Origin of the sequence: Methanobrevibacter sp., from assembly GCF_017427765.1 — an archaeon.
Lineage (GTDB): Archaea > Methanobacteriota > Methanobacteria > Methanobacteriales > Methanobacteriaceae > Methanocatella.
Map to the genome: position 1 here is coordinate 13,958 of NZ_JAFRSC010000019.1, position 15,296 is coordinate 29,253.

The 15,296-nt window shown below is 33.8% G+C and carries 20 protein-coding genes; 3 read left to right on the forward strand and 17 right to left on the reverse strand.

Features of this window, described 5'->3' with window-relative positions:
• Positions 1 to 15 precede the first annotated feature (15 nt).
• The 9 genes from IJL02_RS04840 to cbiM all read right to left on the reverse strand — a co-directional run bounded on the left by IJL02_RS04840 (position 16) and on the right by cbiM (position 6,087).
• The gene (locus tag IJL02_RS04840; RefSeq protein WP_292811314.1) at positions 16 to 1,218 is read right to left on the reverse strand and encodes an LUD domain-containing protein; all 1,203 of its coding nucleotides are present in this window, start codon (positions 1,216 to 1,218) and stop codon (positions 16 to 18) included.
• Positions 1,208 to 1,876, reverse strand: coding sequence for a (Fe-S)-binding protein (locus IJL02_RS04845; RefSeq protein WP_292811329.1), 669 nt, complete (start codon positions 1,874 to 1,876; stop codon positions 1,208 to 1,210). Before IJL02_RS04845 ends, IJL02_RS04840 begins: the two co-directional genes overlap by 11 nt.
• A 3-nt stretch (positions 1,877 to 1,879) precedes the next feature.
• Positions 1,880 to 2,227: a DUF2304 domain-containing protein gene (locus IJL02_RS04850; protein ID WP_292811342.1), complete on the reverse strand. Its 348-nt coding sequence runs from the start codon at positions 2,225 to 2,227 to the stop codon at positions 1,880 to 1,882.
• Between the two features lie 9 nt (positions 2,228 to 2,236).
• Positions 2,237 to 2,941, reverse strand: coding sequence for a glycosyltransferase family 2 protein (locus tag IJL02_RS04855; RefSeq protein WP_292811352.1), 705 nt, complete (start codon positions 2,939 to 2,941; stop codon positions 2,237 to 2,239).
• Between the two features lie 12 nt (positions 2,942 to 2,953).
• The gene (ribC, locus tag IJL02_RS04860; RefSeq protein ID WP_292603096.1) at positions 2,954 to 3,412 is read right to left on the reverse strand and encodes a riboflavin synthase; all 459 of its coding nucleotides are present in this window, start codon (positions 3,410 to 3,412) and stop codon (positions 2,954 to 2,956) included.
• A gap of 137 nt (positions 3,413 to 3,549) precedes the next feature.
• Entirely contained in the window at positions 3,550 to 4,383 is an 834-nt protein-coding gene (locus tag IJL02_RS04865) for an ATP-binding cassette domain-containing protein (RefSeq protein WP_292811372.1), read from the reverse strand.
• 2 nt (positions 4,384 to 4,385) lie between these two features.
• Complete coding sequence (gene cbiQ / locus IJL02_RS04870; protein ID WP_292811386.1) at positions 4,386 to 5,078, reverse strand: cobalt ECF transporter T component CbiQ; 693 nt, start codon at positions 5,076 to 5,078, stop codon at positions 4,386 to 4,388.
• A 45-nt stretch (positions 5,079 to 5,123) separates the two neighbouring features.
• A complete protein-coding gene (locus IJL02_RS04875; protein WP_292811396.1) occupies positions 5,124 to 5,408 on the reverse strand; it encodes an energy-coupling factor ABC transporter substrate-binding protein in 285 nt (94 codons plus the stop codon).
• Position 5,409: 1 nt separating this feature from the next.
• Positions 5,410 to 6,087: a cobalt ECF transporter S component CbiM gene (gene cbiM, locus IJL02_RS04880; RefSeq protein WP_292811405.1), complete on the reverse strand. Its 678-nt coding sequence runs from the start codon at positions 6,085 to 6,087 to the stop codon at positions 5,410 to 5,412.
• Positions 6,088 to 6,286: 199 nt separating this feature from the next.
• On the opposite strand from cbiM, the gene pyrF reads away from it, so the two are divergent.
• Both pyrF and IJL02_RS04890 read left to right on the forward strand, forming a co-directional pair.
• Positions 6,287 to 6,934 carry an orotidine-5'-phosphate decarboxylase gene (gene pyrF, locus IJL02_RS04885; RefSeq protein WP_292811419.1) on the forward strand — a complete coding sequence of 216 codons (648 nt, stop codon included), beginning with the start codon at positions 6,287 to 6,289 and terminating at the stop codon, positions 6,932 to 6,934.
• Between the two features lie 85 nt (positions 6,935 to 7,019).
• Positions 7,020 to 7,265, forward strand: a complete 246-nt coding sequence (locus IJL02_RS04890) for a DUF5654 family protein (RefSeq protein WP_292811425.1) — start codon at positions 7,020 to 7,022, stop codon at positions 7,263 to 7,265.
• A gap of 33 nt (positions 7,266 to 7,298) precedes the next feature.
• Here IJL02_RS04890 and IJL02_RS04895 read toward each other — a convergent pair whose 3' ends face one another.
• The 5 genes from IJL02_RS04895 to IJL02_RS04915 form a co-directional block, all read right to left on the reverse strand.
• Entirely contained in the window at positions 7,299 to 7,826 is a 528-nt protein-coding gene (locus IJL02_RS04895; protein ID WP_292811431.1) for a hypothetical protein, read from the reverse strand.
• Positions 7,827 to 8,750, reverse strand: a complete 924-nt coding sequence (locus tag IJL02_RS04900; RefSeq protein ID WP_292811442.1) for a deoxyhypusine synthase — start codon at positions 8,748 to 8,750, stop codon at positions 7,827 to 7,829.
• Between the two features lie 22 nt (positions 8,751 to 8,772).
• Positions 8,773 to 9,675, reverse strand: a complete 903-nt coding sequence (locus tag IJL02_RS04905) for a CBS domain-containing protein (RefSeq protein WP_292811468.1) — start codon at positions 9,673 to 9,675, stop codon at positions 8,773 to 8,775.
• Positions 9,676 to 9,814: 139 nt separating this feature from the next.
• Positions 9,815 to 10,804 carry an ATP phosphoribosyltransferase gene (locus tag IJL02_RS04910; protein ID WP_292811482.1) on the reverse strand — a complete coding sequence of 330 codons (990 nt, stop codon included), beginning with the start codon at positions 10,802 to 10,804 and terminating at the stop codon, positions 9,815 to 9,817.
• A 65-nt stretch (positions 10,805 to 10,869) separates the two neighbouring features.
• A complete protein-coding gene (locus tag IJL02_RS04915; RefSeq protein ID WP_292811490.1) occupies positions 10,870 to 12,915 on the reverse strand; it encodes a cation-translocating P-type ATPase in 2,046 nt (681 codons plus the stop codon).
• Positions 12,916 to 13,100: 185 nt separating this feature from the next.
• On the opposite strand from IJL02_RS04915, the gene IJL02_RS04920 reads away from it, so the two are divergent.
• A complete protein-coding gene (locus tag IJL02_RS04920; RefSeq protein ID WP_292811502.1) occupies positions 13,101 to 13,775 on the forward strand; it encodes a class I SAM-dependent methyltransferase in 675 nt (224 codons plus the stop codon).
• A 26-nt stretch (positions 13,776 to 13,801) separates the two neighbouring features.
• Here the strand turns inward: IJL02_RS04920 and IJL02_RS04925 are convergent, their stop codons facing one another.
• The 3 genes from IJL02_RS04925 to IJL02_RS04935 are packed head-to-tail and all read right to left on the reverse strand — an operon-like array spanning position 13,802 to position 15,275.
• Positions 13,802 to 13,927 (reverse strand): hypothetical protein, encoded by a 126-nt coding sequence (locus IJL02_RS04925; protein ID WP_292811512.1) that lies wholly within the window; start codon positions 13,925 to 13,927, stop codon positions 13,802 to 13,804.
• A 9-nt stretch (positions 13,928 to 13,936) separates the two neighbouring features.
• Entirely contained in the window at positions 13,937 to 15,064 is a 1,128-nt protein-coding gene (locus tag IJL02_RS04930; protein WP_342765174.1) for a TIGR04083 family peptide-modifying radical SAM enzyme, read from the reverse strand.
• Between the two features lies 1 nt (position 15,065).
• Complete coding sequence (locus IJL02_RS04935) at positions 15,066 to 15,275, reverse strand: TIGR04165 family Cys-rich peptide (RefSeq protein WP_292811531.1); 210 nt, start codon at positions 15,273 to 15,275, stop codon at positions 15,066 to 15,068.
• Positions 15,276 to 15,296 lie beyond the last annotated feature (21 nt).

Consider the following 15,296-nt stretch of genomic DNA (forward strand, 5'->3'; position numbering starts at 1 on the left):
TTTTAAAAAAATTAGCTAATATGGTGAATCATTTTGAGAAACATTGTCTTTAATTATTCCATGAGCCTTCGGATAAAATCCTACATCGGCTGATAATTTTCTCATGTTTTCAATGATTTCATTTGTTGGAATGGCTACAGGACAGTTTAAGGTGCACAAACCACATAATGTGCACATGTAAAGGCCTGAATTATAGCAGGTCTCATCATCTTCAATGAATTTGGACATTGCAACACCACGACCACCCAGATAGTTATTGAATCCGAATTCATTGCCGACAGCATTGTATACAGGACAGTGGACCACACAGTTTCCACAGCCTATGCAATAAAGACATTCCGGTGTTGCATCGCTTCTGCCATTATCCAGGAGAATCACAACAACCTTTTCAGCCCCGTACATATTTTTCAGGAGTTTTTTCTCAATATCTGCTGTTTTTGAGGGACCGGATATTACATTCATATATGAAGTGACATAGTTTCCTGTGGCGAAAATGGTTTCAAGCTTTACAAGAGAGATTGCGTCTTCCAGAGAAGGTACAATTTTATCAATTCCAGCTACAATTATATGCAAGTCTTTGAGTGAAACTATTGAAATATTGCCCTCATTGTGAACCATTACAAGGGACCCTTCTTCGGCAGCTATAGCATTGGCTCCACTTATACCTACATTGGCATTTTTTAGTCGGTTTAGTACATCTTGCCTTACGGTTTGCATGATTTCCTGGGCTTCCGGATTGACATTAACATCCAAAGATTCATTGACAATGTCTGTGATTTTTGAAATATTCAAATGAGAAGCAGGACCTGTCGGATGAACCGGCCTGTTGTCAGTCTTTTTAAGCTGCAATATTCTATCACCCAAATCCGTTTCAACAACATCAATGTTTTTGGCTGCCAAATGCTTTTTTAAGTTTATTTCACCAAGCGTGTTTGATTTTGCTTTGGCTATTGTAGTGGCATCATATTCAAAAAGCAGTTCATCAATGATATCCAATGCATCTGAAGATGTCTTGGCAATTTTAACGTCAATGTCATTGCGTTTGAATGACTCCAAAGCCTGATTCAATAACTCCTGATTATTTTCAATAGAATATTCTTTAATCTCACGAACCCTTGTTACAAGCCTTTTGGTTGATGGTGATTCCTTAATGGTGTTTGATCTTTTCTTGACAGTATTGAATGATTTTCTCATTGTTTCAAGTTCGCTAGATTTCATCAATATCACCATATTCCACTAAAAATTCAGTCAAGTCAAGAACTTCCAAATCATCGTTTTCCAGGTTAAGCTTACAAAAAGGACATGGAGTTACTAATATTTCACAACCGGTTTCTTTTGCCTGAGCAATTCTTGCTTTGGCCATTTCGCCAGCAATTTCTGGATAGGCAGACTTTACGCCACCACCGGCACCGCAGCATAAGCTGTTTTCACGAATGTTTTCCATTTCAACCAGATTTGCAACAGATTCAATAACATCACGGGGCTCATCAAAAACATTGCAGTGACGACCCAAATGACATGAATCATGATAAGTTACATCCAAATCATTTCGAGAAAAATTAAGTTTTCCTGTTTTAATCAAATCATCCAATAGCTGGGAGATGTGAATAACATCCAAACCTTCATAGTCATCCTTTAGAGTTTTATAGCAACCTGCACAGGAAGTTAATATCTTTTGACCTTTAAAAATATCAGTATTCTTTTTAATCTGTTCGGACGCTTCATCTATAAAACCTGTTCTAAGTAAGACTGATCCACAGCATTTTTCATCTTTCAAAATATGATAATCCACACCAGCCTTATTTAAAAGCATTTCAGTTGCTTTAGAAATATCGGTTTGCTTTTCCCGGGCAGTGCATCCCCTAAAATACAACATAGATTATTCCTCTTCATCATCAAGAGTAATTTCATTTTTCAATGCAACTTCCTTTACAATTTTATTTAAGTCATTCTGCATTTTATCAACAATGAAATATAACTTTAATACAGTATAAAACAGTATAACAAACACTAAAATAATTACAAAGTCCAGACCCCTTGTTATACCAAACATACTAGCAAATCTGGTACTGACCTCAGGGAAGATGGCAAATATACTGACAAAAATCCAAAATATTGTCCATAAAACAACAGTGGTAAGGGAATTTTTTCCTTTGAGATATCTTGCAACAAACCATACAATGGCTATGATGGATATGATTGGAAATATAAAAGCATATAAAAACATATTATCACCTTAAAATTGATGTTTAATCATCTGAAGTAAAATCTTAAATGCAACAACAACATTTGTTCCTTTTGCCTGAGTTTCTGGAGTGTAAATTGTTTCGATTGGAACTTCAGCAAAAGGGATGTCATTATCATTTATTTCACGTATGAATTCTGAAGAAATCAGATATCCTGTAGCATTGATGCTAATCTTGTTTAAAGCATCAAGAGTCAATGCCCTGAAACCTGTTTGCGAATCGCTTACATCTACCCTATAAAATATTCGGGTTAAAAGATTCATGATTGCATTTGCAAAATTACGGGTAAACGGCATATCCTTAAGAGGCCTTACACCAATGACCGCCTGAGCCTCACCTGTAACCAGCGGTTTGATTACATTATCCAAATCATCTGCGGAATGCTGTCCGTCAGAGTCCATACTCACAATATATTTGGGATTGAATTTTAAAACAGCGTCAAAACCTGTTTGTGTTGCAACACCAACACCACGATTAATCAGTAAAGAAAAAACATGAATCCTGTCTGGATATTTCTTTTTGGACTGCATAATAACATCCAAAGTATTATCTGAAGAACCGTCATTGACAATAACCATATTATATCCTTTCTCAGCAATAGCTTCAATTACCGGCTGGATTCTTGTTGCCTCATTATATGCCGGAAGAACGACATATGTGGCATCCTTATCTTCTGCTGTTATTTCGTATCCCATGTTCCACCTTAATTATAAAGGACCTGCGTCTTCTTTTCCTTCACGCATTCCCATTCCAGCTTCTTTTCTCATTGCTTTTCTGTGATACATCATCTTTATCAAATTCTGTGCATGTTCACGTGCCCTGTTTTCTGCAAGTTTTGCAAGTTCAACCGGATCTTCCTCTTCATCTTCATGCACAAATACTTCCAGAATATGAGTATTTGTCATAAGCTGTGCATTGATAAGGCCTGTTGATGCTTCATGAGCACACATCTTATCTTTCTCCATAGGTCCAGGCATTCCAAGTGCCATTACAATATCACAATTTTCTTCTTCAATGAGAATTTTTGCAGTTACAGGCAAGTCTTTAACGCCAGGAACTGTCTCGCGAATTATCTTTAAATCATAAGCATTCTTTTTAAGCTCGTCAATAGCTGCTGAAGCCATATCAAAGCGGGCAAATGTAGTGTCACAAATTCCAATTCTCATGTAAATTCACCTTATAAAAAATTATGTTTATTGTAATATAAATGTTTAATCAAAATAAGAAAGTATTATCAATTCTGACTGAGAGTAATACTTTGTCAAACAAATTTATGAAAAATTTGTGATTTAAAAAAAAATATTTATTTTGAATGCAATTCATTTGCTAATTTTCTGGCTTCAGAAATTGTTAACGGATAATCCCCATTCAATTCAAAACCATCTTTTTTATCCAAGATTTCAAATAAATGAGCAACCCTCGGAAGTCTCAAATTAGCATTCCTAATTAATTCAATATCTCCAAACACTTCTTTTGGAGTTCCTGATTTAATTATTTCCCCTGAACTAATCACATAAACTTTACTTGAATAAATAGGCACTAAATCAACATCATGTGTTGAAATAATGATGGTCATACCTTCATCATTTAATTCATATAAAAGTTTTAAAATATCTGATGCTCCTTTTGGATCAAGACCAGATGTAGGTTCATCTAATACCATAATCTGAGGTTGCATAGCCAATATTCCTGCAATTGCAACTCTTTTCTTTTGACCTCCACTTAAATGATGAGGAGCTTTTCTTTCAAAACCTTCCATATCAACTCTTCTTAAAGCATCAGTGACCCTTTTTTGTGTTTCTTCCTGAGATAATCCTAGATTTAAAGGTCCGAAAGCAACATCCTCTTCTACAGTAGGGGCAAAAAGTTGATCATCTGGATTTTGAAAAACAATTCCAATCTTTTGTCTAAAATGTATTAAACTTTTCTTATCGTGTTTTAATTCTTCGCCATCAATGAAAATTTTACCACTGTCAGCTTTATAAATTCCATTAAAATGTAAAAATAATGTGGATTTTCCAGCACCATTTTTTCCAAGAAGAGAAACCATCTCTCCTTTTTCAACATTTAAATTAACATTTTTTAAAGCTTGTGTTCCATCATCATATGAATAAGATATATTTTCTGCATTTAACATATTTATTTCCTCCGGTTAGGCTTATAAACTGGTAAATAACCTTGATAACATCTTGAATCTAAAGAACATTGCAATGTTTCAGATTTGTCAAGAGACCTAAAAAATAAATTACTAAATAACATCCCCAAAGACTTATAGGTACTTTTTGAACCCATATAACCTAATCTTGTTTCCTGGGCATTTCTCATAGTGTTTAACTGGTCTAAAAATATAAATATTGTATTATACATCAACAAAGCAATATCAATGAAAATTACAGGAACTTTAATCATATGTAAGCATTGAAGAATATCTGCAATTGGTGTTGTTAATGTTAAAAATCCCAAACATGAGAAACATGCGAAACAACGGCAAAATGTTTTAACTGCCAAATCAAGAGAAGATTGAGTTATTCCTATACCCCATAGTCCAGTGTCATAAATTAGCTCACCATGTCCGAAGAAAAATAATAAAAATAAACATGTAATAACGGCAAAAACAATCGGAATTGTTAGAAACTTAATATATGATTTTAAAGAGATTCTAGCTACACCCAAAACTAGTATAGCCATTAAAACAAATACTGCTATATCAAGTGTTAAATTATCCAATATTAATGTAGCAACCATTAAACCAATGGCAACGATTACTTTAACATACAGGTTAAAATCAGATAATCTGTTATTATGTGCAATGTAATCAATATCAAATTTCAATTAAATAACCTTCTTTTAAAAAAAAAGAAAAAAAGAATAATAAAATTATTCTTCTTTACCTTGTCCTCTCCAGTAACCAAAGAAGTAACCAATAATGATTGCTCCGATAGCTGCCTGAACAGCGAATAATAAACTTTCTATTTCACCACTTGGTGGTTCCCAAAATGAATTAAACCAAGGTTCATATCCAGTTTCTGAAACACCATCAGATCCTTGATCGTCAGATCCTCCGAAGTATCCTTGGTCTTCACCGAGACCGGAATACATTGCTAAAGGAATGACTAAAATTGCAATAACAATGATTGCTAAAATAATGTTTTCGTATTTCATTCTATTCACCTTTAGATAATTCATTGTCTGAAATTGCACCTAATTTGTTTAATAATTTAGGTTTGTAACTCATTAATCCGTTCCAAATAATTACAGTTAATAAACCTTCAGCAATAGCTAATGGTAATTGAGTTGGAGCGAAGATTAAGAAGAATTTTGTAATTGCTGCCATAGTAGTAGGTTCAGGGAATGCTAAACCTAATTGGATTGCAGTTACAATGTAAGTTACGATATCTGCAATGAAAGCAATTAAGAAAATATTAATTTTAGATGGAACTCCAGCTTTAGTTAATAGTTTGTATACAATCCAACCGACAAATGGTCCTACAATACCCATAGATACACAGTTAGCTCCTAAAGTGGTTAATCCTCCGTGAGCGAGTAAAACAGCTTGGAAAATTAATACAATAGTTGCTAAAACACCAGTAACAGCAGGTCCAAATAAAGCTGCACCTAATCCGTTACCAGTTGGGTGAGAACAACTTCCGGTTACAGAAGGTAACTTTAAAGATGAAATAACGAACATAAATGCTCCACTTACAGCAAGTAAAGCTTTAGATTCAGGGGTTTCATCTACTACCTTTTTAATTTCATAGAGTCCGTATGCCACAACAATGATTGCTATTACATACCAAACAGCACACCAAAATGGTGGTAAGAACCCTTCCATAATATGCATAAATAAATTCCTCCAAATAACCTATCAATATAAATTGACATATTACTCAATAAAAATTTAAATTATAATTAAATATTATTAAAGTTTTATTGATAATGATATTATATACCTTATTATATATAAATATTATTAGTAATACACTAAACAAAATTTAGTCAAACCTAAATTATTTAATTAAAAAATAAAAAAAGATGATACCATGGATATTAAAAATAACCTAATTTTGGCACTTGATGTGATGAGTGAATCGGAAGCTATTGAAATTTGTGATTCTGTAAAAGATTATATTGACACAATAAAAATAGGCTACCCTTTAGCACTGGCCGAAGGCCTTGAGATAATTAACAAATTAAAAGATCAGTTCGGATTTAAAGTAATCTGTGACTTTAAGGTAGCCGATATTGACGCTACCAATGAAAAAATCTGTGATGAAACATTCAAAGCAGGAGCCGACGCGATAATATGCCACGGTTTTGTAGGCCAGGACAGTGTTCAGGCCTGTCTTGATATGGCAAACAAACACGAAAAGGAACTGTTTTTGCTTACTGAAATGTCTCATCCCGGAGCTAAAATGTTTTTACAGGAAAATGCTGATGCAATTGCTCAGATGGGAGTCGATATGAACATTACTAACTTCGTTGCACCGGCAACAAGACTTGACAGATTATCAGATATTCGCCAAATAGTTGGCGAAGATGCGTTCATTATATCACCTGGTGTTGGAAAGCAGGGTGGTGACGGTAAAAAAACTCTCCAATATTCCAATGCAATTATCGTTGGACGTAGTATTTATGAATCTGAAAATCCTCAAAAATCATGTGAAGAATTGATAAAATCACTAAAATAAAGCTAAACTATTTTAATTAAAAAAAATAAAAATATAATTGTTCTTATTATCCTTGAACATACTGGGTTAAATGGAGGTGAAAAGTATGGCATCTGAAGTAACAAAATTAATCATGGAAACCATTTTAGGATTAATTACAACTGCATTCGCATTCGTTGCAGGTTTAGCATGGAATGACGCAATCCAAAAATTAATTGAACAATTCATCGGAACCGGAGACGCTCTTCCAAGTTTATTCATATACGCTATTGTTGTAACTATTGTAGCAGTAATCGTTACCGTATTACTTGCAAGAGTAGCAGGTAAAATGGGTGTTGAACTCGGAGAATAGGAATTTTATATTCCTTTTCTTAATTTCTTTTTTTTAATTCAAACTTTCGAATACAATTCCACCACATACATAAGATATTTCAAATATTATAAAACAGACAAATAGCCAAATGTTGAAAACACCACATACAGCCAGCAGAAATATCACAATTTTCATTACAAAGCGATATTCAAAAAACAGATTTAAAAATTTGTTTTGTGTAATATTTCCTATCAGTTCATGACCTACTTCATCTGAAATTGCGGCTAAAATACATATCAGGAGAATTACAAGACTCAACTCAGGAATTCCACTAATCAGCAATATGGCTATAAATATTATCAATGTAATTAAATGGTGAATTCCATCAACCTTCATTACAATGAAATTACCTATCGGAATAGCTATAAAAATATATGCTGCTTCAACACTGTAAACTGCAGCCAATCCTGATGCAACACCACATATTACTCCAAAAACACTTGCAGAAGATATATCATGCTTTTCATCGAATAAGTCATCAGAATATTTCATGAAAAATCCTGACAGTAAAAATAATATTGCTAAAATAATGTAACTCATTTAATTATCTCCAAGTTTATCCAAGGCAGCTGCATAGATTAATGGGAAAATAACAGTAACATCACCAACGACACTTGCAAGACTGGATCCGCATCTTGCCTTTGACCAGGATTTTGCCTCTTCCAGTGGAGCACCGCCCAAACTACCTGCTTCAGGCCGGTCCATCGTAATCTGAATAGCTGCATCAAGACCTCCCTTAATGACATTGGACGCTAGAGTATAATGTTTTGTAAGGCCTCCACCCAGAAGTACAGCACCAACCTTTTCGGATTCAAAAACAATATCTGAGAGATATGGCATGTCTCCGGCTGCACTTAGTGTAAAATCATGATCTTGAGTAAAAATCCACAACTGAAGACCTAACATTGAATCTATTATGCCCGGTGCGAAAATTGGAACATTGTTTCTTGCAGCGGTTGCAACAAATGAATTTTCATCATCCACTAAAAGGCCGATTTCATATAATAGTTCCTGAATTGAGATGATTTTTTTATCTTGAGAAATTTTTTCAAAAATTTTAATTATTTCGGTTTCAAAAATAGTAAAATCATCAGATCCAACATTGATATCGGCAATACGTCCGATTCCATCAGCATTCAAATCCTCATCATCTCTTCCTTCATGGCGATAATGGGATCCTCCAAACGCTTCAACCAAATCATGAGTAATATTTGCTCCGCTTGCAACAATCAAATCCACATGTCCATCTTTAATCATTTTGGTTACAATATTTCTCATACCACCTGGGATTAATGGACCTCCAAGACTTAAAAATACGCTCATTTCATCGTCCTGAATCATATCTGCCAAAATATTGCAAGCTCTTGCAACTCTACCTGCACCTAAAACACCGGATTCATCAAACTGATTTATCAAATCCAATATACTCATATCTTTATCAACGTCAATCTGTGTAACTTTCATTAAATCACTTAAAAAATAAAAATTAATTAGTAATAATAGGGAATTGCTTTAAATTGGTAATGCTGTCTATTAAATCTGTTCTTGTAACAATTCCAAGTAAAACATTGTCATTATCAGCGATAATCAATCTGGAAATTGATTTTTTAAGCATTACTTCAATAGCATTGGCTATTTTTAAATCCTCATTTACAATAACAACATTTGTAGACATTAACTCGCCAACAGTTTTATCTTCATTTCCTTCCGCCACTGCCTGAACAAGATCTGTTACTGTAAATACTCCTACAACTTTTCCATCTTTCATTACAGGAGCACCGTCAATTTCATTATCAGTCAATTTTCTGGCCGCTTCTTTAACAGAACAGTCCATCTTAAAAGAAATTACATCACGACTTGCAATATCACCGACTGTTTTTTTAGGAATGCTTCTGATTGTAGTCGTGTCTACAAGCAGAATATTGTCCATATCATCACGGCCTACAATTTCACCCATAACTCCAAGGTTGTTTACAGGTGTAGGTCCAATTCTTACAGTATCCCCAAGATTTAAATCTTTAATACTGCCCAAAACTTTAATTGCAGCTTCACATTCACTAGGTTGTGGAACACTTGTGAATTCAATTTTTGCAACAGAAATATCTTCCAATCTTTTTCCATTTTTATAAATAGGAACTTTTGAGTCATTATCGGAAACCTTAATGTTTAAAGAGTGATATGCCTCTATAGTTGGTTTGTATCCACCTCTAGGACCCGGGACTCCCTTAACCAAACCAAGACTTCTTAAAGACTGCATCTGGTTACGTATTGTACCGGGGTTTCTGTTCATAACCTCAGCAATGTCTTCACCCTTAATGGACTTTCTATTGGAAGATTGGTATAAGTTAATTAATGTTTGTAAAATTTCTTTTTGAACAGATGTTAACATGTAAATCGCCATCTAATTATCTAATGTATTAAAGTATGTTTGAAATACCTTATAAATGTTAATGATTTATAATGATATTTTAAATCCAAAAAATAAGAAAATTAAACAATGTTTAAAAAAAATAAAGAAAATGAAATGATTATTTAACCAATTGTTTTAAATCATTTCTAATTATGGAAGTTGCATCGAATCCTTTAATAGCATCAATCATTTCAGGGAATTTTGCTTTAGGAATCAGCACATTGATTTGTGAAAAATCAGAACCAGGAGTAAGTGTAGGTTCATCAGCGCATAGCTTATTGTCAATCAGATAATTAGACACTTCTTCAATTTTACTGTTGGCAATATTGAACTTGACATCAAAGTATTTTTTAGCAGTAATTGCTCCAAATAACTGCTTGTAAATCATTTGAGCTTTTTCCATTTTCTCGCCGGTACAGCTTACACCAGCGTAAAGACCAGCTGATGAATGCAATATTGTTTCAAGTTCCTTTAGACCTGCTTTTTTCAAACTGCTTCCAGTCTGAGTATTATCAACAATCAAATCGGCGCCTTTTGCAATATAGACCTCAGTTGCACCGTCAGAGTTAATGACCTGCACCATTTCATTGTCCCCATCGGTCAAACCTCTAACTTGAACAAACGGTACCGCATCACCATAAATTTCTTGATAAACTTCATTTTCCATAATATGTTTTCTGGTTAAGTTAGGATATTCAGTAAAACACAATATTGGAGTTTTTCTATCTTTATTTGCTCTGAAGAAATCTGAGAGATTTTCATAAGGAGAATCATTTGGAACTGCTACAATCAAACGGGTTTGACCATAATCCAAATCCCCAATTTTAACAGTTTTAGTATCTCTTAAAACGGATTCCTCTTTAATCCAGTCTTCACCAACAATAGCTATATCAACCATTCCCCTGTTTAACTCTACAGGTGTTGATTGCGGACGGGTTAAAAAAGCTATAATATCATCATCATTTAAAATATTAATTTCATAAGATTCATTTCCGGGTTCGTAACCTCTAACTTCATAACCTGCATCAACAAACAATTGATGAGTATTTCCTCTGTTAACATTATTTAAACTTCCCTTTGGAAGTCCTAAAATTATTTTTTCATTCATAATAATACCTAAAATAAGATTATTCAATTTAATATATAATATTTATGCTAAAAAAAGAAAAAAAATTAGTTGTGATATGCTTCACAACTTTGTCTTGATAATGCATGTTTGTGGGCATGCATATGTTTTATACCACTTTCAGTTTCGATTTCATCAATGATTTCAACACCATCATGTGAATGAGTGTGTTCTCCGTCATTGTGGAAATGATAATGTGAGTGCTCCACATTTTCAGAATCGATTTTTTTGATAGAATCATCGAATTTTCTGTCATACAATAAAGCAGCATTTAAAACTACCAAACATGATCCTGCATTGTGAACAATAGCTCCGGTAACCGGATTTAACCATCCTAAAACGGAACATACTATAGCCAATGCGTTAATTGTCATTGAAATTATGATGTTAGCTTTGATTGTAAACAATGTAGAGTTTGAAAGTTTTTTAAGATATGGTATTTTTCCGATGTCGTCACCAAGAAGTGCTATGTCTGCAGCTTCAATTGCCACATCACTTCCAACAGAACCCATTGCAACACTTACATCAGCTGTTTTAAGTGCAGGTGCGTCATTTACACCATCTCCAATCATACAAACTTTCTTGCCTTCACTTTTGAGTTTTTCAATCCATGAAAGTTTTTCTTCTGGAAGCAGATTTCCATGAACTTTACCAATTCCAACCTGTGATGCAAAGTAATTTGCAGTTTCAGTATTATCTCCTGTAAGCAGTATAGTTTCAGTATCCAAATCATGCAAACTTTTTATCATGCTTGCAGAATCTTCACGAATCACATCAGATAAACCGACAAAACCGGCAACAGCATCATTTATTGCAACGATTATTGCAGCTTTTCCTTCACTTCTGAGTTTGTCCAGATAACTTTCATCAACGTCAATATTATTTTCAGCTAAAAATTTGGCATTTCCAGCATAAACAGTACCATATGAAATATTACAGTTTACACCTTTTCCAGGATACATTTTAAAGTCCTGAGGTTCTTCAAGATCCATTTCCAATTCTTTAGCTTTACTTACAATAGCTTTAGCTAATGGGTGTTCACTTAATGTTTCACAGGATGCAACGGCCCTAAGTAAATCAGTTTCTGATAAATCTGAATTAACAGGAATTACATCAGATACCTGTAAATTACCGTATGTTAATGTTCCAGTCTTATCGAATACCAAAGTATTCAATGCACCTAATGTTTCAAGTGCCTCACCGGATTTAATCAATACACCATATTTGGTTGCCTGACCGATAGCTGCCATAATGGCAGTTGGTGTTGCAAGTATCAATGCACATGGACAGAATACAACTAAAACTGTTACTCCTCTTTCAATATCGCCTGTTGCAAGCCAAGCCACAATAGCTATTATTAATGCTACAGGAACAAGCCAGGTTGCCCATTTATCGGCAATTCTTTGAGTAGGAGCCTGTTTTTCATCAGCCGCTTTTACAAGATCAATCAATTTTTGAAGTGATGAATTTTCACCCAAACTGGTTGCTTTAATATCAATTGCACCATACATATTCATGGTACCGCAAAATACTTCATCACCGACTTCCTTATCGATTGGAAGAGACTCACCAGTCATGATTGATTGGTCAAGTGAACTGGTTCCTGATATAATCTCACCGTCAACAGGAACGCTTTCACCTGGAAGAATTCTTAAAGTATCTCCAATTTTTATCTCATCGACAGATACCTCTTCTTCAACACCATCAACAATTCTTCTACCGGTTTGCGGAGTTAAATTGATAAGATTTCTCAAACCTTTTTTAGCTCTTTCAACTGTCCAATCTTCAAGAAGTGCACCTAATGCCATAATCCATGCAACTTCACCTGCTGCAAAGATTTCACCAATTAAAAGTGATGCAACCATAGCTATAGCAATTAAAAGTGCAGATGAAATCCATCTTTCACGAATCAGTCTTGTCATTGCCAGAAGCAACATTGGAATACCACTGATTATTACTGCACCCCATGCAGGGTTTAAGTAAATTGGAGTGTCAATTCCAAATATCATGAAAATTACTGCGATTACAAGAAATATAGCAGAGATGATAGTCATTTTCAAGCCAAATAAAAAATCTATAATCTCATCAATCACATTTTTCACCTTCTTAAATTTTATAAAGTATTACTTTTTTTGGATTCATTTATATATGCAGTATTACTATATCATAATTTGGACCTCATATTATATAAAAGTATTACTTTTTTTAAATTCATTTATATAGTGAGTATTACTCAATGTCAAAAATAATTTAAATATATGAGAAAAAATTATTATCAATGACAAAAAATTCCAAAAAAACAAAAATAATAGAAGACCCAGAATTACTGATTAATGCCGGAAATCCTCAAGGTAAATTAGGTGAAAAACTGATTAACAATATGAATATAAACCATGAAAACCTCGCCCAATGGGGAGTAAATCATTTAAATATATCTAAAGATTCCATTATTTTGGATATTGGCTGTGGAGGCGGCGTTAATGTCAAAAGATTCTTGAAAATTACTGAAAATAAAGTTTATGGAATTGATTATTCGCAATTGTCTGTTAAAAAATCAACTGAATTGAACCAAAAAGAAATTGATAAAAAACGATGCGAGATAAAGCAGGATTCTGTATCTGAAATGTCATTTGAAGATAACTCATTTGACATTGTTACAGCATTTGAAACCATCTATTTTTGGCCGGACATTGGAAATGACTTTAAGCAAGTCAATAGAGTCTTAAAAGAAGACGGAATTTTTCTAATATGCAATGAGGCCCTTCCAAAAGAAAACGACGAAAGACAAAAGGAATTCATAGAACTTTTAGACTGCAACATCTATTCTGAAGAAGAATTAATCAGATATTTAAAAAATAGTGGTTTTTCAGAAGTTAAAACTGAAATCAAGGAATCTACAGATTCATTTACAGGTGAAGACGCAAGCTGGATTTGCGCAATAGCCAAAAAATAGAAATAACTTAGAGAAAAATCTCCAAATTATTCATCTTCAATTTTTTCAAAATTCATGCACTGTTTAACATCCAATAGCTGATGTTCATTAAGTCTGCAGACAATTTTGTACTTGTCTCTAACTACAAGGTATTTGCATTCATCACAAATCATATTATCAACCTAAGGTTTCATTGCAAGGTCCATAATGCTATAAGGATCGCCTTCTTTTCTCTCAGCAGGAGCTCCTAATCCAAAAGCAGATTTTGCAAATTCTTTATTCATTCTTTTTGAAACTTCACCAAAAATTATTTTATATGCATCACATTGAGGGTCAACTGCCTGAGGAGTTTTATGTGCAACAATTGCATTGTAAGGGCATCCTCCTTCGCAGTATTTTACAAATTTGCACTTTTTGCAGTTTTCATCCACATAGTCTCTGAATTCCTGAAGTTTCGCCCAGGCATCTGAAGTTTTCAAATCATCGAAACTTGGATTATCGGCGACATTGCCCAAAACATATTCCGGCATGCCGACAAATCTGTAACACGGATAGATTGAACCGTCAGAACCTACAGCAAGTGTTGTTCCGATACAGTCCGCAAAGGTGCATAAAGTTCCTCTTCTTCTCAAAGCGCTTTTACAGATATGATCCAAATCCATAATTGAGAATTTATCCAAATCATAGAGATATTTATCCAACCAGTCAACTAGAAGTTTTCCATGTTCTTCCTGATTAAGCGCCCAAGGATCTGCATTATCTCCCCTTAAGGAAGGAAGTGCAGCATGTATTTTTAGACTCATCTGTTCATTTTTAAAGAAGTCATACAGCTCATCTGAGAAATCTTTAGAATAGTCAGTTACTGTTAAAACAAAGTTAATTACAAGTCCTTTGGATTTGGCAAGTTCATATTTGGACATTGTTTTGTCAAAGTAACCTTCACCTCTTTGATAATCGTTGATTTCCTTTGGACCGTCAATACTTGTACTTACAACAACATTATATTTTACAAATAAATCTATAAGCTCATCAGTTAAAAGCCATATATTGCTTTGAAGGGAAAACCCATCCAAATTTTCAATTTTAGATAATTTTTCCAAAGCAGTTTCATAAAAATCATAACCTGCTAAAAGCGGTTCTCCTCCATGGAAAGTGAAATGAACTTTATCATCTCTAAAATCCTCTAACCAAGTTACAATTTGGTCTATAATACCAATATCCATCATTTCTTTTGTATTTTCTGAACCCCAACAGTATTTGCAGTTTGATGGACAGTTTAGGGTTGGTATAATCATTACATGAAATGTCATTTTAACCGTGGATTTTATTTAATTCATTCAATAATTGTTTCTTCTCATCAGGGTCCATATCTTCATTTACAAAGAATACATACCCGCATTCTTCACATTTAACCGCATTCATCTCTGCATGAGCTCTATGATTATCCAATAATCTTCTAAGAGCTACTTTATCTTTTGAACCACATTCAGGACATGGTGCTAAAAGTTCTTCGAGTTTCATATTTTCACCTATTTATTATTT

Coding starts and splice junctions, on each gene's coding strand:
- IJL02_RS04840 (WP_292811314.1), bottom strand. CDS start 1,218: ATGAAATCTAGCGAACTTGAAACAATGAGAAAATCATTCAATACTGTC.
- IJL02_RS04845 (WP_292811329.1), bottom strand. CDS start 1,876: ATGTTGTATTTTAGGGGATGCACTGCCCGGGAAAAGCAAACCGATATT.
- IJL02_RS04850 (WP_292811342.1), bottom strand. CDS start 2,227: ATGTTTTTATATGCTTTTATATTTCCAATCATATCCATCATAGCCATT.
- IJL02_RS04855 (WP_292811352.1), bottom strand. CDS start 2,941: ATGGGATACGAAATAACAGCAGAAGATAAGGATGCCACATATGTCGTT.
- ribC (WP_292603096.1), bottom strand. CDS start 3,412: ATGAGAATTGGAATTTGTGACACTACATTTGCCCGCTTTGATATGGCT.
- IJL02_RS04865 (WP_292811372.1), bottom strand. CDS start 4,383: ATGTTAAATGCAGAAAATATATCTTATTCATATGATGATGGAACACAA.
- IJL02_RS04875 (WP_292811396.1), bottom strand. CDS start 5,408: ATGAAATACGAAAACATTATTTTAGCAATCATTGTTATTGCAATTTTA.
- cbiM (WP_292811405.1), bottom strand. CDS start 6,087: ATGCATATTATGGAAGGGTTCTTACCACCATTTTGGTGTGCTGTTTGG.
- pyrF (WP_292811419.1), top strand. CDS start 6,287: ATGGATATTAAAAATAACCTAATTTTGGCACTTGATGTGATGAGTGAA.
- IJL02_RS04890 (WP_292811425.1), top strand. CDS start 7,020: ATGGCATCTGAAGTAACAAAATTAATCATGGAAACCATTTTAGGATTA.
- IJL02_RS04895 (WP_292811431.1), bottom strand. CDS start 7,826: ATGAGTTACATTATTTTAGCAATATTATTTTTACTGTCAGGATTTTTC.
- IJL02_RS04900 (WP_292811442.1), bottom strand. CDS start 8,750: ATGAAAGTTACACAGATTGACGTTGATAAAGATATGAGTATATTGGAT.
- IJL02_RS04905 (WP_292811468.1), bottom strand. CDS start 9,675: ATGTTAACATCTGTTCAAAAAGAAATTTTACAAACATTAATTAACTTA.
- IJL02_RS04910 (WP_292811482.1), bottom strand. CDS start 10,804: ATGAATGAAAAAATAATTTTAGGACTTCCAAAGGGAAGTTTAAATAAT.
- IJL02_RS04920 (WP_292811502.1), top strand. CDS start 13,101: ATGACAAAAAATTCCAAAAAAACAAAAATAATAGAAGACCCAGAATTA.
- IJL02_RS04925 (WP_292811512.1), bottom strand. CDS start 13,927: ATGATTTGTGATGAATGCAAATACCTTGTAGTTAGAGACAAGTACAAA.
- IJL02_RS04930 (WP_342765174.1), bottom strand. CDS start 15,064: ATGACATTTCATGTAATGATTATACCAACCCTAAACTGTCCATCAAAC.
- IJL02_RS04935 (WP_292811531.1), bottom strand. CDS start 15,275: ATGAAACTCGAAGAACTTTTAGCACCATGTCCTGAATGTGGTTCAAAA.